Below are 20,764 nucleotides of genomic sequence, written 5' to 3' on the forward strand. Positions count from 1 at the left end.
GCCGGGCGCCGAACTACCCGACGCGTCCGAGTAACTGACGAGACGCATCAGGTCTCTCCAAACTGGTATTGAGGCGGCGGTTCGCCGTGGTGCGGTGACGGTGTTCGCCGTTGGGGCTGGCAGGGGCTTCCGTGCCGTGGGCGGCGGCCTCGCCGCTGTGCGGCTGGGCCGAGGACCGGCCAGGGCACGTGGAGCTACCGCTACTTGAAGCTCTCGGGCGGGAAGGTGCCCCACTCGTCCGCGGAACGCGGGTCGGTGACGGACCAGTGCGTCGGTGAGTAGTTCTCATCGTCGAGGATGGTCATCTCCTCCGAGGAGAACTCCATGATGTGCCCGACATGGTCGCGGAAGTAGATCGCCACATTGTGACCGGGGCCGTGGCGCACCGGACCCCACAGGATCTCCACACCGTCCTTGGTCATCGACTCGAACGCCTCCAGCACGGCGGCGCCGTCCTTGAGCGTGAACTGCACATGGTGCAGACCGTTCACATCCGCGCGGGCGAGAGCCATGCAGTGGTAGAGCTTGCTGCCGCGGAAGAAGGCCATCAGCGCGGATGTGTCGGGCAGCTGAATCTGCGAGCTCTCCATGAGGCCGAGCTTTGTCTTGACGTACTCGATCTCGCCTTCCATGTCGACCGTGCGCAGCACCACATGGTCCGAAGCGATGGGCGCCGGCGCCACGGCCGGCCGTCGGGTCGAGGCGGCCACCGGAACGTCCGATACGAACCCGGTCGTGAGCTCGATCGGGTGACCGGCCGGGGTCTTGAAGCTCAGGGTCGGTCCCGGGCGGAACTGCGAGGTCTCGTCGTCTCGGGTGGCGGAGATGCCCGCATCGGCGAGCATCTCCGCGGCCTGCTCAAACGCCGCGTCGTCGGTGACGATATAGGAGATGGTCTCCAGACCGCTCACTCCCGGCGTGTAGACCAGCGAGTACGCGTCCGGTCCATGGCCAGCCAGGTAGTAGCGGCCCTCCGCGTCGTGACCGGCGTGCTGGAAGCCCAGGTGGTTGACCGCGTACTCGGCTGAGGCGGCGGGGTCAGGGCTGAACAGCGCGACATGGCCGGTGCGGTAGATACCCAAGCCCCTCGGCTTCGTGGCGGGTTCAACCGGTCGCGGAATCTGAAGGGGTTCGGCTGCGGTATTGACAGACATCGTGCGGCTCCCATCGATCGTGGGTTCGGTGTCGGTGTGTCGGTGTGTCGGTGCGGCGGTGCGGCGGTGTGTCGGTGCGGCGGTGCGTGCGATCGGTCGGTGCGGCGGTGCGTGCGATCGGTCGGTGCGGTCGGCACTCAGATGGCGCTACCCGCGGTGTTGAGGCCGGGGGTCACGGTCTGGGCCGGCTCGGATTCCAGGACCGAGACGAGGACGGCGATGTCCTCCTCGCCGTAGCCCTGCGCACAGGCGGCCTCGCAGATCCTGCGGACCGTGCTCATGAGTGGCATCGCCGCGCCGACTTCGGCCGCTGTGGCCATGATGGCCTCCGCCACCTCGACCGCACCGGAGACGGTCCCCTTCACGGGACGGGTCTGACCCGCGGCCATCATGGGCGCGCGTACGTTGAACATCGTCGACGCGGCCGCGGACGGCTTAATCGTGTCAATGACCAGCTGGGTGTCCAGGCCCACGGCCTTGGCCAGCGCGATCGCCTCAGCCGCGGCCGTGATGTGGACGAAGGTCAACGTGTTGGCGACGAACTTCATCTTCGAGCCCGAGCCGAACTCGCCGGTGGAGATGACCCTGCCCAGGGCTTCGAGGGCCGGGCGGACCCGTTCGACCGCGCTCCTGTCCCCGCTGGCGAACACCGTTCCCTGGCGCTGGGCGACCATCGGCGGAGTGCCGCTGACCGGGGCGTCGAGCATGGTGATTCCATGGGCCGCAAGGGCGTCACGTGCGGCCTCCTTGCGGCTGAGTGCCATCGCGCCGATGTCGACCACGAGGAGATCGGACCGACCGGCGGCGAGCAGCCCCTGTTCACCGCTGATCACATCGTCGAGGGCGTCCGCCGATGTGACGCAGGTGAAGATGATGTCGGCGCGTTCGGCGACCTCTTTCGCCGAGGTCGCGGCCTTGCCGCCGACGGCCTCGAAGTCCGCCATCGAACTGCGCCGGTAGCCCCATACGGTGTAACCGTCGGCGATGAGGTTCGCCGCGAACGGCAGGCCGATCTTGCCGGGTGCGATAAGACCGACGGTGAGGTCGGAGCCTTCTGTCGTCACCAGTGCCTCCTTGGTGGGTGCGCCGTTCGCGCGGGTGGATGGTTTGCCGTCAGCGCAGGTGGTAGCTGCGGTCCGAGAAGTCGACGGCGATGTCGATGCGCCCTTGGTGCACCTGCCACTCCTCGACCCGGAACGTCCGTGCGCCGCTGCTGTGAAACGGATCGCCCGCGGCGAGGACGGCGGCTTCCTCGGTGCTCGTGGCGCGAACGATCAGCATGCCGCTGGGGCCGGGCTCGCCCGAGGTGTCGAGGAACGGCCCGGACATGAGCAGCGCGCCGCGCTTCTCCAGCCCGGTGAGGTACTTCAGGTGCGCCGGGATCTGGCCAACGAGCTCCTGCGGTCGGGGCCCGGGGTCGGAGAAGATCACGAAGAACTGCTTCCGCAGTGAGTCGGCGGTGGGGCCCGGCGCCGTCGCGGTCATCGCCGCTGCCCCTTCTCGGCGGCCAACTCCATGATGCGCGGGTTGCCGTCGTTCCACAGCAGCGCCATCGTCACCGAGTCGATGAGCCAGTCGGACCCCGCACGGATCAGACCGAAGGTGTACGTCCCGTTGGTCGCCGTGTAGGGGCTTCCACCGGAGGTGGCCAGCCGCATCTCGACCCGGGCGTGCACCACGCAGGTGGCGCGCTCACCGTCGGTGCGGATGTGCGGCAGCGACAGGAAGTGCTGGGACGCGTCGGTGTGCACGATGGTGGCGTTCCATCGGGCTTCGAGGTCGGCGGGGCTGAGTCGGGCGGCCGGACGGCCGGTCACGGACTCGTAGTCCCAGGTGACCTGTGGGGCAAGGCACCGCACCGCGCGCTTGATGTCCCGTGCGTCCAGCGCGAGGACGAATGCCGCGACCGTGTCCTCGACTCCAGCGCGGTCCTGCGCGTAGTCGACGGATGATTCGGAGTGTGTCATCGGGACCTCCCCAGGTGGCACCGGGTCGCGGTCACGCCTGCCGTGGGCATGCCCGCTCCTGGTAGTAGCCGAGTGCCTTGAGTACCGGAATGTCTGTGTGCGAGAACAGGATCGCCGGCTCGTTCTCGGTGTTGATGTGCTCGTGTACCGACCATCCCGGCACCGTGAAGGTGTCGTGCTCGGACCAGTCGAGCACCTCGCCGTCGACGATCGTCTGGCCTCGGCCACGCACCACGTGGTAGATCGCGCTGCTGGTGTGTTGGTGTGCCTCGGTGTGCGTCCTGGCCGGCAGGGCCTGAATGTAGGCGCCCATGGTCGGCATGATGGGTCCGCCGCTGTTCGGGTTGGTGAACTCGAAGATAAGGCCGTCGGTCGGCGAGCCGCTCCAGTCGTCAAGGGCGCTCTTGAGCAACTGCTCGGTCTGGCTCCAGGGGTAGTTGATGACGGGCGAGTACGGCTTGTCCCAGGTCTGCCAGGCGGGGTTCAGACGGCTCGTGGAGTAGAGCCGTTCGGTCGAGTCGGCGGGGCGCGACTCGTCCTGGAGTCGGTCCGGTCCGTCGACGAAGAAGTTGGCTTCGAGCTTGTTGATCAGCGGCAGGTCGAGCCCGTCCATCCACACCACCGGCTCGTCGGTGAAGTTCCCGTGGTCGTGCCAGGCCCAGGACGGGGTGAGCACGATGTCACCGGGGTGCATATGCGCCCGCTCGCCGTCCACCGCGGTGTAGGCGCCCGACCCTTCGATGACGAACCGGAACGCCGCCGCCGCGTGCTTGTGCATCGGCGCGATCTCACCCGGCAGCACCAACTGGATTCCGGCGTAGAGATTGTTCGCCGTCTCCACCTTCTTCGCCAGGCCGGGGTTGATCAGCATCAGTACGCGCCGCTCCGCCTCCTCGGCGCTGATCAGCCGGCCCGCGGTCATGAGCTGCGCGCGGACGTCGTCGTACCGCCAGACATGCGGCACCGCGCGGCTCTTCGGCTCGGTCGGCAGCAGCCGCGGATCGGTGTTGCGCCACAGCGGCTCGACGCTGAACGAGTCGAGGCCCGCGTAGTACTGCTCCGCGTCGATTCCCAACGCGGTGCTCTGCGTGCTGCTCTGAACCATGGCTTCTCCTTCTGGCTTCGTCTGCCCGGCACCTACGCTGAGGGGGTTCACCAACTGCGCTTCGTCACGGGAAGGCTCAGTTCGCCCAGCCCGTCGATCTCGGCACGTACGACGTCGCCCACCTCGATCGGGCCGACGCCTTCCGGAGTCCCGGTGGCGTAGATGTCGCCCGGCCGCAGCGTCACGACGCTGCTCGCCTGCTCGATCAGCTCGTCGATACCGACGATCAGATCGCGGGTGTTGGCCTGCTGGCGCAGTTCGTCGTTGACCCACAGCCTCAGGCCGAGGTTGCCCGGGTCGGGTACCTCGTCGGCGGTGACGATGAACGGGCCGATGGGTGTGAAGGTCTCGAACGACTTGCGCATCGTGCGCTCTTCCTGCTGCTCGCCCTCGGTACGCAGGGTCAGGTCAAGCAGGATGAGGTAGCCGAAGATGTGGTCGGCCACCTGTCCGGCCTGGATGCCGCGGGCTGGCTTGCCGATGACGACTCCCAGTTCCACCTCGTGGTGGAAGGCGCGGCCCGGCATGGGGGGCAGCTCGATCGCGTCGGCGGGCCCGGAGATCGACCCGGAGCCCATGACGAAGAAGCCCACGTCACCGGGTGACCGCAGCGCCTGCTGATTGGTCGGTCGATACCGCGATTCGGTCATCTCGGCGATGTGTGCGTGGTAGTTGGCCGGTGCCGCGAGCACCTGCCCCGGACGCGGGATCGGCGGCAGCAGAGTCACATCGGCGAGCGAGCGCTCCTCCGCCGAGGCCAGCGCGGCCCGCAGCGGCGCCCTGAGCTCGTCGAAGTGCTCGATCAGTTCGTTGATCACATAGGGACTGCCGTGCCATCGGCTGTCGATGACATCGGTGACATCGGTGACATCGCGCACTGATGCGCCGTCAACGATGCCGATGCGGTATTGGTCGAAGAGTGCGATGCGCATGGAGTGGGTGAGTCCTTCACGGTTCGAATTCGGGGCGCCGGGCTCGGCCGGGGCGCTCACCGGGTTGGATCGAGGGTGGGGTGGTACGGGGTGGTCAGTGCGGGGGCGGCGGCGCCCAGCCGGGTGTGACACCAGCCGTCTCCAGCAGCCCGATGGCGGTGTCGGCGGCCCGGCGGCTGAGCTCCGCCACGTCCACACCGATGAGTGCGCCATCGCGCTTGACGGCACGGCCCGCCACGAAAACGTTGTCGACGGTTCCCCGGCTGGCGTGGTGCACGATCGAGGCGACCGGATCGAGCACCGGGACCATGGAGATGTGATCGGTGCGGATCATGACGATGTCGGCCTGCTTGCCGGGGGTCAGACTGCCGGTGACATCCCCCATTCCCAGCGCGCGGGCGCCTTCGATGGTCGCGAATTCGAGCACGTCACGGGCGGAGATGTCCAGCTGCCACGGGTTGAGCGAGTCCTCAAGGGCCCGCTGGTTGGCCAGGCCTCGCGGCACGGCCAGCGCGAACCGCATCGCCGTGAACGGGTCGCCGCCGACGGCCATACAGGTGTCAATGCCGATGTTCGGTCTGATGCCGGCCTGGAGGAGTTGGGTGATCGGCGGCCAGCCGTGCCCCATCGCGGCCTCGTCCTCAGGAGTCACCGATGCCGATACACCGGCGTCGGCCATCAGCCGGAACTCGTCCTCGGTGAGCAGGTTGCAGTGGCCGAAGATCAGGTCGTCGCCGAGCAGACCTTCCTTGTGCAGCCGGGTCACGTTGGGCCGGCCCAGCGGGTCGAGCACCGCCATGCCGATGTGGGTGTTGATCCGCAGGCCCAGTTCACGACCGAGCGCGAAGTCCGCCCGTACGACGTCCATGGTCGAGGAGTCCGGTCCCCGTACCGCCAGGCCCATGGTGACGAGCCCCGAGTCGGAGGAGAAGTACTGGTGGCGTACCCGGCGGATCTCGGCCTCATTGCTCGGGGTGGTGCTCGTGAACGGCGGCGAGAGGATCTCCAGCTGTTCCGACATCGCCCCGCCGTAGCCGAACATCGCCCGGATGCCGCTGGCTCGCAGCGCGCGCACCGCCTCGTCGGTGTGCTCGGGCGAGGACTGGTTGTGGGAGTAGTCGAAGACCGTCGTGACCCCGGAATCGAGGGCGTCATAGGCACCGAGGGCGGTGCCCAGGGACATGTGCTCCGCCGTCATGCGCGGGCCGAGCATCCCGAACATCGTCGTGAAGTACTGAAACAGCGACCAGTCCGTGGCCATGCCGCGCATGAGCGCTTGGAACAGGTGCCGATGGGAGTCGATGAAGCCGGGTATCACGATGTGCCGCGAGGCATCCACGATGTCGGCACTGCCCTCGGCGACCGCCAGATCGGGGCCGATCGCGGCGATCGTGCCGTCCTCGACGAGCACATCGCCGACCAGGTCGCCGATGGTCGGGTCCATCGACACGATTTGGCCACCTCGCAACAGCGTGCGCGCCGCCGTCACGCCGTGACCGCCTGGTACCGGTGCAGATAAGAGTTCATCCCGGGACTCCTCCTGTTGGCGGTTGGCCAGTCTGCTAGTGTTCTGCATTACAGAACATGAGACTGTTACGCGGAACAACAATATGTTCGCGCCATTCCGAAGCTGTCAAGAGTGCGGCGCCCTGATTTGCCGTACCGAACAAATCGCCCGTCCCGGATGGCGAGGTCGGCCCTAGACTCGACGCCCCACCTTGGGACTTCAGACGCGCACTGGGGAGCACCGCATGGCCGCGCCAGGCAAAGAGACGGATACCTTGACCCCGAACTACCCGATCGGCTCGGTCGACAAGGCGCTGCGGCTGCTCTGCGTCATCGCCGAGGAGCGGGCACTGCGGGTCACCGATGCCAGCCGTCGAATCGGGGTCGCCCGCTCGACCGCGCACCGGCTGCTGGAGATGCTGCAACTCCATGGATTCGCCCAGCAGGATCCGCTGACCCGCGCGTATGTGCCGGGCCCGAGGCTGCTGGACCTAGGGGCAGCCGCGCTGAACAACCTCGACATCCGGGCGATCGCCCGACCGGTGATGGAGGAGTTGGTGGCCGAGGTCCAGGAATCGGCGCACCTGGTGATCCTCTCCGGCGCCGACATGCTGATCATCGACGCGGTCGAGAGCTCACGGGCGCTGCGCGTGGGTTCCCGGGTCGGGGTCCGGGTGCCTGGCTACGCGGCCGCGGGCGGGCGGGCTGTCCTCGCGGAACTGCCCGAGGACCGGGTGCTGTCCATGTTCCCGTGTGAGGAGCTGGACGTGATCACGCCGGACACCCTGACAAGTCGCGCCCAGCTGATCCAGGCGCTGGCAGAGGTACGGGAGCGCGGGTTCGCGGTGTGCATCGGCGAGGTGGAACCCGATGTGGCCACCGTGGCCGCGACGATCCCGAATGGAGATCGCATCACCCCGGCGGCAATCACCGTCTCGGTACCCCGCTTCCGGTTCTCCGAAGACGATCTGACCCGGCTGGGGCGTGCCACGATGCAGGCGGCACGGCGCTGCGCGGCGGTGATCTGAACCGAGAGCGCCGACCCGCTCGACCTGTTCGAGGGGTGCGCTCGCCGGGCCTCGCGCCGCCGTGCCGCGAGGGGGTGCGCTTCGCCGATCGGCCGGCACGGGCAACCGCGACCGGCCTCGGGTCACAGGTCACAGGTCACAGGTCACGCCAACACCGAGGCTCCCACCTGCCGTGTTGGCATGCGATACGGCACGGCCGTATCCCACCTGCGAGGGCTCATCGCGTTTCTGGTCACCCATCGGACCATCCAGTCGAACAGCGGCTCGAAGTTACTGCTCGGCAGCCCGCCGCAGCAGCGGTGTCAGCCGGTAGTCGACGAGTTGGCGCATCACGAGGGCGGTGTTGGTGCGTTCCACCCCGGGGATGCCCAGGATCTGGCCCGCCACGCGGTAGAGATCGTCGGCGTCGGTGGCGACGACATGTACGAGCAGGTCGGTCTCGCCCGAGAGGCCGTGCACCTGGAGCACTTCGGGGACGGCCGCGAGGGCCTCCGCCACCTGGTCCAGCCTGCGCTGGGTGACCTGGGTGGTCACAAAGGCGGTCAGGGGATAGCCCAGGGCCGTGGGATCGACCCGGCGTTCGAAGGAGCGCAGCTTGGCGCCACCGTCGAGCGAGGCCAGACGTGCCTGAACGGTGTTGCGACTCAACCCGCTCTGTTCGGCGAGCGCAACGGTCGTGGCGCGGGGATGCTCGGTAAGGGCCAGCAGCAGGCGGGCATCGGTGGGGTCGATCCGTTCGGGCTTGGGCATGGTGCTGCCTTTCGGAAAGGGTGAAGGCCATTGATTGTGCATTCTGCGCAATTTCCCCGTGGGAACTTGTGCACATCCTGGTGTGGTGGTGTCCTTGTTGACAACGACTGCACCCTCCTTGGAGCGCTGCGCCGACTGTGACCCGGTCGGTCCGACTCGCCCCGGGGCAGTACCGCGCCGCGTGTCTTCCACGCGCCCCCACTTCTGTCTTTTCCAGTACGCCGCTCCCTGTGTTCCGGGGGTCGAGCGTGAGGAGGCCCGTTTCCATGTCCACTGCATCTGAGACCCGTCGGCGTTCCGCGACCGATCCCCTCGCCGCCCTCAGCGAGGTCGAGGATCGCGTGCTGTGGCTTTCCAGCGCGATCGTCGACCACGCGAACCGGGTACGGCCCAACCCTTCCGGTCTGAAGGTCGGCGGCCACCAGGCTTCGTCGGCGTCGATGGTGTCCATCATGACCGCGCTGTGGTTTCGCCATCTGCGCCCCGAGGACCGGGTGTCGGTCAAGCCGCACGCCTCGCCCGTCCTGCACTCCATCAACTACCTGCTCGGTGAGCTGGACGCCTCCTACCTGCCGACGCTGCGCGCCTGGGGTGGTCTGCAGAGCTACCCGAGCCGATCGAAGGACCCCGATCCGGTCGACTACTCCACCGGCTCGGTGGGCATCGGTGCCACCGCCACGATCTGGGGGGCGCTGGCCCGCCGGTACACGGACAAGTCCGGCGACGGCGGCTTCCGGGGTCGGCAGTACGCCCTGGTCGGCGACGCCGAGCTCGATGAGGGCGCCGTCTGGGAGGCGCTGATCGACCCGCAGGTCCCGGAACTGGGTGAGCTGGTGTGGATCGTCGACCTGAACCGGCAGTCCCTGGACCGCGTCGTTCCGAACATCGCCGCGGACCGGCTGAGGAGCATGTTCGCGGCCGCCGGCTGGCAGGTCCTCACCCTCAAGTACGGCACGCTGCTGGAGGAGCTGTTCACCCGGCCCGGCGGGGACGCGCTGCGCTCCCGGATCGACACCATGTCCAACCCCGAGTACCAGCGGCTGCTGCGTTGCCCGGCGGACGAACTGCGCGAGCGACTGCCGGGAACCGGCGCGGGTGCCGATCAGGTCTCCGGCCTGCTGGCGCAGCTCGACGACGCGCTGCTGACCGAGGCGATCCGCAACCTGGGCGGCCACGACATGGCCGCCCTGGACATGGCCCTGTCCTCGATCGACGACACCCGTCCCACCGTCATCCTGGCCTATACGGTCAAGGGCTACGGTCTGCCGTCCCAGGGCCACCCCCAGAACCACTCCTCGCTGCTGACGGAACAGCAGATGCGTGAACTCGCCGACCGGGTCGGCACCGATCCCGACCAGCCCTGGACCGGGTTCGCACCCGACTCAGCCGCGGGACGGCTGTGCGCGCAGACCGCGACGCGTCTGCACCGCGACGACCCGGCTCCGGTGGCCCCACCGGCTCTCCCCATGGACATCGGCCGCACCCCGGCCGGTACGGCGACCACCCAGGCCGCGCTGGGCCGCGTACTGCTCGACCTGACCCGGTCCGCGCCGGAGGCGGCCGCCAGGGTGGTGACCGTGAGTCCGGACGTGAGCTCGTCGACCAATCTGGGCGGCTGGGTGAACAAGGTGGGTGTCTGGTCGGCCGGTGAGCGTACGGACTGGTTCGCCGACGACCCGGAGACCATTCTGCACTGGCGCGAGAAGCCCACCGGGCAGCACATCGAGTTGGGTATCGCCGAGACCAATCTGGTCGGTCTGCTGGGAGAGCTGGGCGCGACCTGGAGCCGGTGGGGTGAGCCCCTGCTGCCCATCGGTGTGATGTACGACCCCTTCGTCCAACGAGCCTTGGAACCGTGGTCCTTCGGTCTCTACGCCGGCGGCCAGTCGATCCTGGTCGGCACCCCCTCCGGGGTGACCCTCGCCCCCGAGGGCGGGGCTCACCAGTCCATCACCACCCCGTCCCTCGGCCTCGAACAGCCCGGCTGCGTCACCTATGAGCCGGCGTTCGCCATCGACACGGAGTGGACCCTGCTGGCCTCCCTCGCCCGTCTGGGTAGGTCCGATGGCACCTCCGCCTATCTGCGGCTCTCCACCCGGCCGGTCGACCAGACCCTGGCCGCCGTGCCCACGGACCCCGCGGCCCGCGAACGCCGCAGGCAACAGGTCGTCGCGGGCGCCTACCCGCTACTGAGGCGCGAGGGCGCCCAGGTCACCATCGCCGCCATGGGCGCGATGGTCACCGAGGCGCTGGCCGCCGCCGACCGGCTGCACCAGATGGGGATCCCAGCGGACGTGGTGTGCGTGACCAGCCCGGGCCTGCTCTTCCGCGCCCTCAACGCCCGCCTCGGGCAGGACGACGCCCCCGACTGGATCCTCGACCAGGCATTCCCCGTCGACCGGGCGGCCCCGCTGGTCACCGTCCTGGACGGGCACCCGCACACCCTGGCGTTCCTCTCCACCATCCACCAGGTGCCGCTGCGCACCCTGGGGGTCACCCGCTTCGGGCAGTCCGGTTCGCTGGAGGAGGTCTACCGCTACCACCGGATCGACACCGACAGCATCATCCGAGCCGCCCTCGACCTCACCGAGTAGAGCGCCCACCACACCAACCGCCCCGGGCCGCCCCCGACGCCGCAACACCGCAGAACGCGGAGTTCCTGACATCTGCGGTGGAGACGGACCGGGGTCGCACATAGGCGCGCGATGCCTGGGGGGTGTGTTGTGTGTCAGATGCCGATGGTGGTGAAGGGGAGGCATCGGAACGGCTTGGAGTGCTCGGGGTCGAGTCGGTTGAGCACGAGTTGGGCGACGTTGGGGTCGATGGCCAGCCCGAGATGACCGGCCGAGTCCAGGCGGCACTTGTCCTGGAGGACGATGTTGGTGACGTTGTCTCCCGTGAGCAGACCGCTGGTGTACGGCGTGACGACGCGGTCGTAGCGGGTGACGATGCTGGTGTACGTCGGTCCGGGGACGGCGACGGGGCCGTCGTTGAGTTTGGCGAGGAAGGCCGAGCCGGGCAGGTAGTCCGTACAGGCTCCGCACCCGACGCCGGTCAGCAGGCCCTGGAGTTTGAGGGCGGCGGCCAGGCTCGCCAGGCCGTTCAGTGTGGTGCCACGGAAGTTGGATCCGAATCCGACGAAGTCGTCGACCTTGGAGGCTCCGCCCAGGTACTTGATGTAGTACGCCGGGACGGTGGTCCCCTCGGAGTGCCCGACGATGTCGACCTTCGCCGATCCCGTCGCCGCGCGCACCCGATCGACGAACGCGCCCACCTCGGCGGCGCTGTCGGCCATCGGAGCGAGCCCGCCGGCCAGTTGGCCCAGCACCGTCTTGCCGTACGTCTGGGAGTAGACGCAGTAGCCGGCCGAGCGGAGGGTGGGCGCCAGGGTCAGGAAGTTGTCCCAGCCGTTGCCGCCGAGTCCATGGACGAGGACCACCGGCTCGGGGTGGGCGGCGCTGGGCCGGCAGGACCAGTTGTTCCACCCCGATCGCGGCGGGGCGTCGGCGGAGGCGGTCGCGGTCAGGGTGGTCGAAGCGAGTACGGACAGCACGAGGGCTGCCAGGAACGTGCGGAGCTTGGCCATGGGGCGACTCCTTGTTCGCGAGTAGGTTACCCGGTAGTAGAGCATGCGCCCCTACTACGAACAAGGCATCGTTTCCAAAAAATGCGGGACGGTTCGACTCGTCCGCCAAGGGGGCTCCCCGCAGAACGCGCATCAGGCGTGAGGGAGTGTCAGGACTCGCCGAGTCCGGAGCTGACCACGGTGTAGAAACGATCGAGCCCGTCCTGGAGAGACCCACGATCGGCGGGCTGAGCGGTGCCGGTACCCACAAGCCAGTCGGCGATGATGTCGAACAGGCCACCGATCAGCCCCATGGCCACCGCGTGCCCGTGCGGGCCCGCCACGATGCCCAGCCGCTGCCAAACCGTCTCGACGAAGGAGGCGGCCCACCGGCGGTTGGTACGGCGGTGCGCCTCCGCCAGCGGGGTCACGGCGCGGCCCTCGCCGAACGTCACACGCGCCACCCGCACATCGTCCACGAAGGCGTCCGCGAAGTGCCGGACGAGCGCCCGCGCGGCCTCCCTCTCGTCCTGGTCGTCATCCAGGGCGTCCAGGGCCGACGTGAGACGTCCGGTCACATCCATGACGATGCGGTCGAGCAGCGCCAGGTACACCGCCTCTTTGCCGGTGAAGACCTCGTAGAAGCTCTTGGTCCCGACGTACGCGTGCTTGCAGATCTGCTCGATCGAGGTGTCCTGATAGCCCTGGGCGGAGAACAGCTCCAACGCCGCATCCAGCAAATCCCCGCGACGCCTCGCCCGCCGTTCCCCGGCGTCCAGCCCGCGAATCCGTCGCCCGCCTCTTGCACCCTCGTCGTCCCCGACCGCACCAACCACCGACCCAACATACAGGCCGGGCCGCGCGGGCCCCGACGGCGAGGTGGCCGAGCGGATCCCGGCCCCCACGAGCAGCCGGACGGACCTTCGACGCCCGGCGGCCCTACCGCGCGTAGCGCCACGGATGCGCCTGCGCCCGGCGTCGACCGGGCGCCCGGCTTCCGGTGTGACCAGGAGATGGGCAAGGGCGCCGGCACCGCGGAACGCCCCGTCCAGGTAGCAGACGTCACGGGCTCTGCGAAGCGCCTGCCGGTTTCACCGAAGGCGCCACCAGCTGGTGGTAGGCCTCCCAGATCAGCGGCGGAAAGGCGCTGCCGCGCTCGGACGCGGGGCCGCCCACACCCTGCATGGGCAGCAGCTGCGGCACGTCGGGCTTGGTGCGGAACATCGCGACCGAGGTGCTCAGCTCTTCCGTCGTCCCGATGAACCAGGCGGACTTCATACGGTCGTTCGGACCTGTCTTCCCCGCCCAGGCCGGAGAGTAGCCCTTCTGGCCCGGCGGCCCCTTCGGGGGACCGACGGCGCGCCAGCCGACCTGGAGGAGGGCCCCTCCGACGATCGAGGCGACCTCGGGGCTCATCGCCCGCCGCTTCTTGGGCGGGTCGAAGCCATCCATCGCGACACCGTTCCACTCGACCTTGGTCACCGAGTAGGGCTCGGTGGACCGGCCCTCGTTGATGAAGGTCGTATAGGCGCTGGCCAACCGAACGGCGCTGGGAGTGGAGGTGCCGATCGAGAAGGTCGGCTCCAACTCGGCCATGCTCTCCGCGCGCAGTCCCGACGCGACCGCGAGCTCCTTGACCTTCTTCAGTCCGATCTTCTTGCCGATCTCCACGAACGGCGTGTGCTCGGATGCGACCAGGGACGTGTAGAGGTTCATGGAAGGGACCCCCTTCACCCCCGTCTGCCTGGGCTGGAGGGGATCCAGGTCAGAGGCCTCGGCGGAACCCTCCCCGCCTTCGAGCCCCTGCTCCAGGGCCGCGGCGAACACGAAGGGTTTGAACGCCGAGGCCGCAGGCACGCCCGAGGTGTCCGCGTTGTTACTGAAGTGCTCGATCGCGTCGGAGCCTCCGTAGACCGCGACGATCGCTCCGTCCTTGGGGCGTACCGAAGCGGCGCCGACCTGTACATGGCGGTCGTCCGCGCGCGCCTGCGGGTCCAGGTGGTCGGCGCGCACCTTCGCGACGGCGTTGGTCAGCGCGAGTACCTTGCCCTTCTCGAAGGTGGTGTGGACGCGGTAGCCGCCACCGGCGAGATCCTTGTCGGTGAGCCCGCTGCGGCTCTTGACGTACTTGTTGGCGATATCGACCAGATAGCCGATCTGCCCGGCCTGACTGGTCGGCTTCACGGGAGGCTTCGGCTCGGGGAACTCCGTGTACTTCGCGCGTTCCTCGGCGCTCATCGTGCCAGTCGCCACCTGGCGATCCAGGATCCAGCTCCAACGGTCCTCGGCCCGTTGGCGGTTGGCGGTGCCGAGTGACGGGTCGAAGCTCTCCGCGCCTTTGAGGACAGCGGCCAGCATCGCACCCTGACTGGGGTCCAACTCCGCGGCCGGGACACCGTAGTAGGCGTAGGAGGCGGCCTGGACGCCATAGGCGTCACGGCCGAACCACGAGGTGTTGAGATACCCCTCAAGGACCTCCGACTTGGACCGCTGGTTGCTGACCTTCAGGGAGAGGAAGAGCTCCTTGACCTTGCGGTAGACGGTCTGGTCCTGACTCAGATAGGCGTTCTTCACATACTGCTGGGTGATCGTGGAACCGCCCTGCGTCTCCTTGCCCTTGACAATGTTGACGGCTGCGCGCACGATGCCCGTCACCGAGACGCCCTTGTCGCTGTAGAAGTCCGCGTTCTCCGCCGCGATAACGGCGCGCTGGACGGACTTGGGCACCTGGGAGAGGCTGACATCCTGCCGGTTCACATCGCCTACGCTCACCATCCGGCTCCCGTCCGCCCAGTAGTAGACGGTGGCCTGCCGACGCGCGGAGTCATGCGCGTTCGGGATCTCCACCTGGATGTAGACGGTCACGAAAAGGCCGGTGACACAGCCGGTGAAGAGCAGGAACAGACCGGAGGACAACTTCCAGGAGGGCACCCAGCGGCGCCAGCCCCGCACGCCTCTTCTCGGTAAGTCGATGCGGAGTTGACGGGCCGTTCGAGCGGCTCTGCGATGGCTCTTGGCTCTGCGAGAAGCACGGCGGGTGTGCTTCGGCGGACTTCCCGTACGTTTGGTGCCTCTGGTGCGGTTCGCGCGGCGATTGCGGGGCTGCCTCATGTGGTAACCGGGACCTCCTCGATCACGAACCGTCACTTCAACGCGGTAATAGGCTCGGCCGGGATGATGGTCAGACTAAGGCCACGGTTGGGTCCTTCACAAACTCTCCATAAGTGACGCGGGTCTCGTTCCACTCCACTCCACCCACGGGCAACCGGCTGACGTGCGGCAACCGAAGCGCCTCTGCGAGCACGCCTCCCGCGCCGATGGAATTCACCCCGCATTCGATGGCGGGATTCCTCGGCAAGTGGAGCAACCCTCCAATTTTCGCGGATACTTGGAGTCAGCTGCCCGGGCCACGGTCCAGCGCTTCCCGTCGACCGGCGAGGAGCGGGCCGAGCGCTGGCCTTCGGCCAACTCCGCCCGGCCGTACGGGACGCCGCGCGCCGCGCCGATTTCGCCGACAGCAACCACCCGCACGAACATGGCAGTTGGTAGGACACCGGCAGACCCGCCCTGGCCTGCGGCTCGATCTCCATCACCGAAGGACCCTCGACCTCTGACCGGTGACCACCGCGCGTACCCCCGACCAACCGCGAGAGGCAACTTCAGGAGCGGACGGTGGACAACGAGATGCAGCCGATCACTGAGGGTGATGAACTGGCGGCCATCGGGGATGCGACGGATGCCGATCCCTCGCCGCGATCGACGCGATGGTCGACGACGCGCCCTTGACCGGGCCAGCTCGGTCGAGGGCAGGCTCCCCAGCGCGGTCGCCGAGCGAACGCGCCGCCGGCGCGGGAACGAGTGAGGAACGCGACGAGAGCGACTGAGTGAGCGTCGACCGTACGCCGTACGCACACCCCACCGGCTACACCCGCGACCGCGAGCAGCACCCTACATCCATCGCGCGGTGATACCCGGAATCCCAGGCGCCGATGACCGATGGCCGATTCACAACGCCCCGATGGCGAAAACATAGAAATCGAAACTGAATCGAACACTCCGGAAACACACCGGGGTAATCATTCGTCGTCGCGGCTCAATCCATGTCATCGTCACCCCAGAAGAAGTACGTCAACGGACAGTTGGGGGACTGACGAGTGACAAAAACGATCGTTAGACGGGGAATTGCCGTCACACTGGGCATCACCTTGGCGAGTCTTCTGCCGTCGACCGCGGCTTTCGCGAAGAACGCCCCGCACGACGGAACGAAGATAGCCAATCGCTCCATAAGCGATAACACCCGCAACGGATTCGCCACTCTGGCTGACACCGTCCTCACCCATCGGACGTCCGTCCTGCTGGACGGGACGAAGGCGACCCGCAGCGCGTCCACCGCCCTCCCGCTCACCGGCGCTGTGAGCGTCACCGGCCGGTTGGCACGCGGCGAGGACCTCGCGGCGGCGACCCTGCGCGAGCGCAAGGCACGGCTCGCCTCGCTCCAGGAGGCGTACACGGCCGCTGACACCGAGGTCTCCGTGGACGAGTTGTCGGTGACCGGAGACCGTGCGACGGCCGAGGTCACCGAGACCACCATGCTCACCTACAAGAAGATCCGTGGTGACGAGCCGCCGACCACCGGCTTCCAGGCACGGCATGAGATGGCCTTCACCGCCGGCGCGGACGGAACCTGGCAGCTGACGGAGATCAAGCCCCTCGACGAGGGCGGACCCTCCGCGGTCAACGCGGTGCGGACCGGGTCCACCGAGAGCGTCGGCGCCCCCGCACCCGCCGACCCGGCGGGCGACCCGGCCGACACGGGCGGCGCACCTGAGGTCGATGGCCCCGCCCCGGCCGAGCAGCCGTCCGAGGTGGTGAAGCCGGCGCAGCCGCAGGGGAAGTTCTCCGCGGCTGCGGGCTACAACTACCCCGCGATGGCGCAGTACGCGGAGCGGTACTGGAGGAACTACAACTCCTCCTACCGCACGTTCAACGACGTGGGCGGAGACTGCACCAACTTCATCAGCCAGGCACTGCGCGCGGGTGGCTGGAAGAACAACACAGGCTGGTACCGGAGTTACAAGAACTGGTGGTACAACTCCGCCAATCAGACAACATCTTGGGTCAACGTCAACTACTGGGCATCGTTCGCGCTGCACAGTGGTCGGGCCTACAACCTGAGCAATGTGTACTACATGGGCGTCGGGGACATTCTCCAGATGGACTTCAGCAACAATGGGTCCAAGGACCACTCAATGATCACCAGCTATGTCAGTGGTGGAGTTCCCTATCTGACCTACCATTCGACCAATACCTACCGGAAGTCGGTGGCGAGCATTGTGGCCTCCAATCCGAGGGCGACGTACTACGCCTTCCGCACCTGATCCCGGAGGGCGGCGCTTGGCGGCGCTGCTCATGTCCGTGTTCTGCGTGGCCCTGCTGTCCGCCTGCGGCGGAGACGGAGACGCGTCCAAGTCACCGAGCATGGCCGACCAGGACCGATTCCTTCGGAAGTACGTCGAGTCCCTCAACACGTCCGACGAGCCGGCGCTGAGCCGGCTGCTGGACGCGCATCCGCAGGGCGCCAAGGACGCGCGGGCGCGCATCAAGGCGTACGGCGGGCAGGACTGGGACGTGCGATGGGATCGCACCTCGGAGTTCGCCGGGGTGTGGAAGGTCGATATGACCGGCACTGCCCGTGCCAAGAACCGGCCCGTCCAGGTCACCGAGACGGTGACCTGGGAGGACAAGCACTGGGTGCTGGCCCCGCTGCCCGGTGTCGTACCCACGCCGTCCAACGCGGCGGGAACTGAACCGCCCTCCTGACGTCGGCGGGCCGTTTCGGCCCGCACCCAGCGGGGCCGGCCCTGAGCACTGGGCCCGGAGCCCGCGTGGAACAGGAGCGGGACCGAGAAGACGGGGAACGGAGGGCCGCGCGAGCCCGGGAGGGCTTGCGCGGCCCTTCCGCGCCACGGCAGGGACGGGTCGCAACGGCCTCCCGGCTCCCCCCTCTCCCCTGCCCGCCCACACTCCCCCGGCGCCGGATACCACCGCTCCCCCGCCGCTTGGAGCGGGCAGGGGCAGCGGTCCATCGACGGAAGGGGGCCGACAGCGCTCGGACCTGTGGCGACGGCTCCCCGCCGGGGACCATCTCCACGGGGTAGTGAGCCGTGTACGGCCTCAGGCGCTGTGAGAAGGTGATCCCTCGCCTGATGGATGCGGATGTTGAGAGGTGAGTCCGGTGGCTGTTCTGGTGGTTCAACATGTGCCCGGTGAGGGGCCTTACGCCATCGCCGTCGCGCTGGAAGCTGCCGGTCTGAGTGTGCGCCACTGCCGGGTGTGGGAGGGGGATGTGGTGCCGGCCGACCTTGACGGGGTGGCGGCACTGGTGGTGATGGGTGGGCCGATGTCCGCCTACAGCGATGAGGGATTTCCCACCCGCTCCGCCGAAATCGCCCTGCTGCAAGGTGCGCTGGCCTCCGGCGTACCCGTACTGGGCGTCTGTCTGGGAGCCCAGTTGCTGGCGGTCGCGGCGGGCGGGGGAGCGCATCCCGGATCAGGCGGGCAGATCGGTTGGGGGAAGGTCGAGTTGACCGCGGAGGCCCAGCGGGATCCGCTGTTCGCCGGTCTGCCCGAGCGCCTGGGTGTGCTGCACTGGCACGACGACACCATGGCCCTCCCGGTCGGGGCGACCACGCTGGCCTCCTGCGAGCGCTATCCGGTGCAGGCGTTCCGAGCGGGGAGTTCCGCGTGGGGGCTGCAGTTCCATCTGGAGGCCGATACCGACGCGGTGAGCGCGTTCGTGGAGGCGTTCCCCCATGACGCGGATTCGGCACCCGGCGGCGGCGAGGGCATTCGCGAGGCCGCACCCGCATGGCTCGACGAGCTGGGCCCCTCCCGGGATCGGCTGCTGGACCGGTTCGCGGCACTGTGCGCGACGCGTGCCGGACACAACGCGATCCGCACCTCCTTCACCCCCCGCACGGATGCGTAGGACTGAGCCGGGTGTGCCCGCCCGGTTGGCTCGGTCATGGCCAGAGCGGATGGCGTTCCCATGAGCTGTGGCGGTCCGGGCGTTCGTAGCGCAGCCTCTTGTGGACGCGGTCCTTGTCCGCTTGCCAGAACTCGATCTCAGCCGGAACGACGGTGTAGAGCGTCCATTCGGGGCTGACGAGACTGGGCTCCGACTCCATGCGGGCCAGTGCCGCGCGGAAGGCACGGTCGCGCTCTTCGGGGTCGTCCAGGTGGTTGCTCTGGCGGCCGAGCAGTACCTCGGCACGGGCAGAGGGCGATCGGGCCAGCAGATCGGCCGCGCTGTGTTCAGGGGACGCGGTTTCCACGGTGCCCCGTACCCGTACCTGGCGGCCTTGCAGGGGCCAGTAGAAGGTGAGCGAGGCCAGGGGGCGGTCGGCCAGTTGGCGGCCCTTGGGGCTGTTGGCGTGGGCGGCGAACTGCCAGCCGCCGGTGTCCACGTTCTTGAGGATGAGTACCCGGGCATCGGGGCCGCCGTCCGCACCGACCGTCGACACCGTCATGGCGTGCGCGTCGGGCACACCCGCCGCGACAGCTTCCCGCAACCAGCCGAGGAAGAGGTCGACCGGCTCAGCCGGGGCATCAGCGGGATCGAACTCCGCCAGCGGGCCGACGAACACCTCCAGACCCCGCAGCCACTCCCGCACACTGCTGGCTTCGTCCGTGCCATCGTTTCCGGCCATCGCGTCCCCTGATCTTCGGTGTCTCGGACTGACTGCGATCCCCTCGACCCTAGCGAGGAGTTGTGGTGTGGAGAAGTCGCCAACCGTTTCGACCGGCAAGGACCGCCGTCCCGATCGCATCGGCCGCACCGCCCCGCTCGGTCGCACCGCCACGGCGGCGACCGGGCCGGGGAGCATACAGTGGGCCCCTCAAGACGCCTGCCGAAAACCGCGGCCCCGCTCCCGCGTTCAACGGCAGGGCCCTCGATCGACGATGGCGTAGCGGGGGCGGGCACCGGAATCATCGACAGACTTGTCGGCGAGTGAACACGCGAGCCGACCGACAGCCCCCGCACCCAACGCCATGGCTCGCCGGCGATGCTCCGGCCCCGGCCTGCTGGGAGGATCCGCCCCAGGTCGCGGCCTCGCGCTCTCGGTCAGCCCGGAGGTATCGGTCAGCATTCGGCGCGGTGTCAGTTCACGGCCTTCCTGACGAGGGCGGTGATCGTCTTCTCGGCCTTCTCGCTCAGCTCGGTCACGGCATAGGAGGTGGGCCACAGGCCGCTGTCGTCGTCGAGGTTCGCCTCGGTGGTGAAACCGAAGGTTGAGTAACGCTCCTTGTCGACGTGCCCGCTACGGAAGAAACACACGACCTTCCCCTTTCTGGCGTAGGCGGGCTGTCCGTACCACAGCTTCGGCGACAGCTCCGGGGCGTTGGTGGTGACGATGGCGTGGATGCGTTCGGCGACCGCGCGGTCCGGTGCCTCCATCTCCGCGATCTTCGACAGCACATCGAGTTCCGCGGCGGCGGCCTTGTTGCCACGACCGCGGGTCGCCTCCTTCTTCAGTTCCGCGGCGCGCTCCTTCATGGCGGCACGTTCTTCCTCGGAGAATCCGCTCGTGCTCTTCGTGCTGCCGTTCGCGCTCATCGCTGCCGCTCTCCTCGTTGTGATCGTTGTGAAGTGCCTCTGACGCTAACCGTGCCGAGAGAACCGTGCTTCTCGATTCCTGACCGATGCTCCCCCACGCCCCGCAACACACCTCGCCGCACGGCCCGACCTGCTGACTG

At 68.2% G+C, this 20,764-nt stretch carries 18 protein-coding genes; 5 read left to right on the forward strand and 13 right to left on the reverse strand.

The window, feature by feature from the left end:
• Positions 1-200 precede the first annotated feature (200 nt).
• From NBG84_RS02805 to NBG84_RS02835, 7 genes are all read right to left on the reverse strand, one after another.
• Positions 201-1,154: a VOC family protein gene (locus NBG84_RS02805; RefSeq protein WP_250917601.1), complete on the reverse strand. Its 954-nt coding sequence runs from the start codon at positions 1,152-1,154 to the stop codon at positions 201-203.
• 137 nt (positions 1,155-1,291) lie between these two features.
• Entirely contained in the window at positions 1,292-2,380 is a 1,089-nt protein-coding gene (locus tag NBG84_RS40975; protein ID WP_308311998.1) for an NAD(P)-dependent oxidoreductase, read from the reverse strand.
• The gene (locus NBG84_RS02815; RefSeq protein ID WP_250917603.1) at positions 2,268-2,639 is read right to left on the reverse strand and encodes a YciI family protein; all 372 of its coding nucleotides are present in this window, start codon (positions 2,637-2,639) and stop codon (positions 2,268-2,270) included. The genes NBG84_RS40975 and NBG84_RS02815 overlap by 113 nt, the downstream gene beginning before the upstream one ends.
• Entirely contained in the window at positions 2,636-3,121 is a 486-nt protein-coding gene (locus NBG84_RS02820; protein ID WP_250917604.1) for a nuclear transport factor 2 family protein, read from the reverse strand. Before NBG84_RS02820 ends, NBG84_RS02815 begins: the two co-directional genes overlap by 4 nt.
• Positions 3,122-3,152: 31 nt before the next feature.
• Entirely contained in the window at positions 3,153-4,226 is a 1,074-nt protein-coding gene (locus NBG84_RS02825) for a cupin domain-containing protein (protein WP_250917605.1), read from the reverse strand.
• A gap of 47 nt (positions 4,227-4,273) precedes the next feature.
• Entirely contained in the window at positions 4,274-5,158 is an 885-nt protein-coding gene (locus NBG84_RS02830) for a fumarylacetoacetate hydrolase family protein (RefSeq protein ID WP_250917606.1), read from the reverse strand.
• 94 nt (positions 5,159-5,252) lie between these two features.
• Positions 5,253-6,734 carry an amidohydrolase family protein gene (locus NBG84_RS02835; protein ID WP_285366257.1) on the reverse strand — a complete coding sequence of 494 codons (1,482 nt, stop codon included), beginning with the start codon at positions 6,732-6,734 and terminating at the stop codon, positions 5,253-5,255.
• 175 nt (positions 6,735-6,909) lie between these two features.
• On the opposite strand from NBG84_RS02835, the gene NBG84_RS02840 reads away from it, so the two are divergent.
• The gene (locus NBG84_RS02840) at positions 6,910-7,692 is read left to right on the forward strand and encodes an IclR family transcriptional regulator (protein ID WP_250917607.1); all 783 of its coding nucleotides are present in this window, start codon (positions 6,910-6,912) and stop codon (positions 7,690-7,692) included.
• Positions 7,693-7,962: 270 nt separating this feature from the next.
• Here NBG84_RS02840 and NBG84_RS02845 read toward each other — a convergent pair whose 3' ends face one another.
• Positions 7,963-8,442 (reverse strand): Lrp/AsnC family transcriptional regulator, encoded by a 480-nt coding sequence (locus NBG84_RS02845; RefSeq protein WP_250917608.1) that lies wholly within the window; start codon positions 8,440-8,442, stop codon positions 7,963-7,965.
• Positions 8,443-8,708: 266 nt separating this feature from the next.
• Here NBG84_RS02845 and NBG84_RS02850 point away from each other — a divergent pair, with 266 nt between their 5' ends.
• Positions 8,709-11,036, forward strand: coding sequence for a transketolase-like TK C-terminal-containing protein (locus tag NBG84_RS02850; protein ID WP_250917609.1), 2,328 nt, complete (start codon positions 8,709-8,711; stop codon positions 11,034-11,036).
• A 134-nt stretch (positions 11,037-11,170) separates the two neighbouring features.
• Here NBG84_RS02850 and NBG84_RS02855 read toward each other — a convergent pair whose 3' ends face one another.
• From NBG84_RS02855 to NBG84_RS02865, 3 genes are all read right to left on the reverse strand, one after another.
• The gene (locus tag NBG84_RS02855; protein ID WP_250917610.1) at positions 11,171-12,028 is read right to left on the reverse strand and encodes a lipase family alpha/beta hydrolase; all 858 of its coding nucleotides are present in this window, start codon (positions 12,026-12,028) and stop codon (positions 11,171-11,173) included.
• Positions 12,029-12,177: 149 nt separating this feature from the next.
• The gene (locus tag NBG84_RS02860) at positions 12,178-12,843 is read right to left on the reverse strand and encodes a TetR/AcrR family transcriptional regulator (protein ID WP_308311997.1); all 666 of its coding nucleotides are present in this window, start codon (positions 12,841-12,843) and stop codon (positions 12,178-12,180) included.
• A gap of 226 nt (positions 12,844-13,069) precedes the next feature.
• Positions 13,070-15,118 carry a transglycosylase domain-containing protein gene (locus NBG84_RS02865; RefSeq protein ID WP_250917612.1) on the reverse strand — a complete coding sequence of 683 codons (2,049 nt, stop codon included), beginning with the start codon at positions 15,116-15,118 and terminating at the stop codon, positions 13,070-13,072.
• A gap of 1,043 nt (positions 15,119-16,161) precedes the next feature.
• Here NBG84_RS02865 and NBG84_RS40980 point away from each other — a divergent pair.
• The 3 genes from NBG84_RS40980 to NBG84_RS02880 all read left to right on the forward strand — a co-directional run bounded on the left by NBG84_RS40980 (position 16,162) and on the right by NBG84_RS02880 (position 18,995).
• Entirely contained in the window at positions 16,162-17,385 is a 1,224-nt protein-coding gene (locus NBG84_RS40980; protein ID WP_250917613.1) for an amidase domain-containing protein, read from the forward strand.
• Between the two features lie 16 nt (positions 17,386-17,401).
• Entirely contained in the window at positions 17,402-17,827 is a 426-nt protein-coding gene (locus NBG84_RS02875; RefSeq protein ID WP_250917614.1) for a hypothetical protein, read from the forward strand.
• Between the two features lie 415 nt (positions 17,828-18,242).
• A complete protein-coding gene (locus tag NBG84_RS02880) occupies positions 18,243-18,995 on the forward strand; it encodes a type 1 glutamine amidotransferase (protein WP_250917615.1) in 753 nt (250 codons plus the stop codon).
• 34 nt (positions 18,996-19,029) lie between these two features.
• On the opposite strand, the gene NBG84_RS02885 is transcribed toward NBG84_RS02880, so the two are convergent.
• Both NBG84_RS02885 and NBG84_RS02890 read right to left on the reverse strand, forming a co-directional pair.
• The gene (locus NBG84_RS02885) at positions 19,030-19,716 is read right to left on the reverse strand and encodes a pyridoxine/pyridoxamine 5'-phosphate oxidase (protein ID WP_250917616.1); all 687 of its coding nucleotides are present in this window, start codon (positions 19,714-19,716) and stop codon (positions 19,030-19,032) included.
• A gap of 452 nt (positions 19,717-20,168) precedes the next feature.
• Entirely contained in the window at positions 20,169-20,624 is a 456-nt protein-coding gene (locus NBG84_RS02890; RefSeq protein ID WP_250917617.1) for a DUF1801 domain-containing protein, read from the reverse strand.
• Positions 20,625-20,764 lie beyond the last annotated feature (140 nt).

Source organism: Streptomyces albipurpureus (assembly GCF_023701525.1).
Taxonomy (GTDB): domain Bacteria; phylum Actinomycetota; class Actinomycetes; order Streptomycetales; family Streptomycetaceae; genus Streptomyces; species Streptomyces albipurpureus.

Coding starts and splice junctions, on each gene's coding strand:
- NBG84_RS02820 (WP_250917604.1), bottom strand. CDS start 3,121: ATGACACACTCCGAATCATCCGTCGACTACGCGCAGGACCGCGCTGGA.
- NBG84_RS02835 (WP_285366257.1), bottom strand. CDS start 6,734: ATGCAGAACACTAGCAGACTGGCCAACCGCCAACAGGAGGAGTCCCGG.
- NBG84_RS02845 (WP_250917608.1), bottom strand. CDS start 8,442: ATGCCCAAGCCCGAACGGATCGACCCCACCGATGCCCGCCTGCTGCTG.
- NBG84_RS02890 (WP_250917617.1), bottom strand. CDS start 20,624: ATGAGCGCGAACGGCAGCACGAAGAGCACGAGCGGATTCTCCGAGGAA.
- NBG84_RS02855 (WP_250917610.1), bottom strand. CDS start 12,028: ATGGCCAAGCTCCGCACGTTCCTGGCAGCCCTCGTGCTGTCCGTACTC.
- NBG84_RS02830 (WP_250917606.1), bottom strand. CDS start 5,158: ATGCGCATCGCACTCTTCGACCAATACCGCATCGGCATCGTTGACGGC.
- NBG84_RS02865 (WP_250917612.1), bottom strand. CDS start 15,118: ATGAGGCAGCCCCGCAATCGCCGCGCGAACCGCACCAGAGGCACCAAA.
- NBG84_RS02805 (WP_250917601.1), bottom strand. CDS start 1,154: ATGTCTGTCAATACCGCAGCCGAACCCCTTCAGATTCCGCGACCGGTT.
- NBG84_RS02850 (WP_250917609.1), top strand. CDS start 8,709: ATGTCCACTGCATCTGAGACCCGTCGGCGTTCCGCGACCGATCCCCTC.
- NBG84_RS02825 (WP_250917605.1), bottom strand. CDS start 4,226: ATGGTTCAGAGCAGCACGCAGAGCACCGCGTTGGGAATCGACGCGGAG.
- NBG84_RS02885 (WP_250917616.1), bottom strand. CDS start 19,716: ATGGCCGGAAACGATGGCACGGACGAAGCCAGCAGTGTGCGGGAGTGG.
- NBG84_RS02815 (WP_250917603.1), bottom strand. CDS start 2,639: ATGACCGCGACGGCGCCGGGCCCCACCGCCGACTCACTGCGGAAGCAG.
- NBG84_RS02840 (WP_250917607.1), top strand. CDS start 6,910: ATGGCCGCGCCAGGCAAAGAGACGGATACCTTGACCCCGAACTACCCG.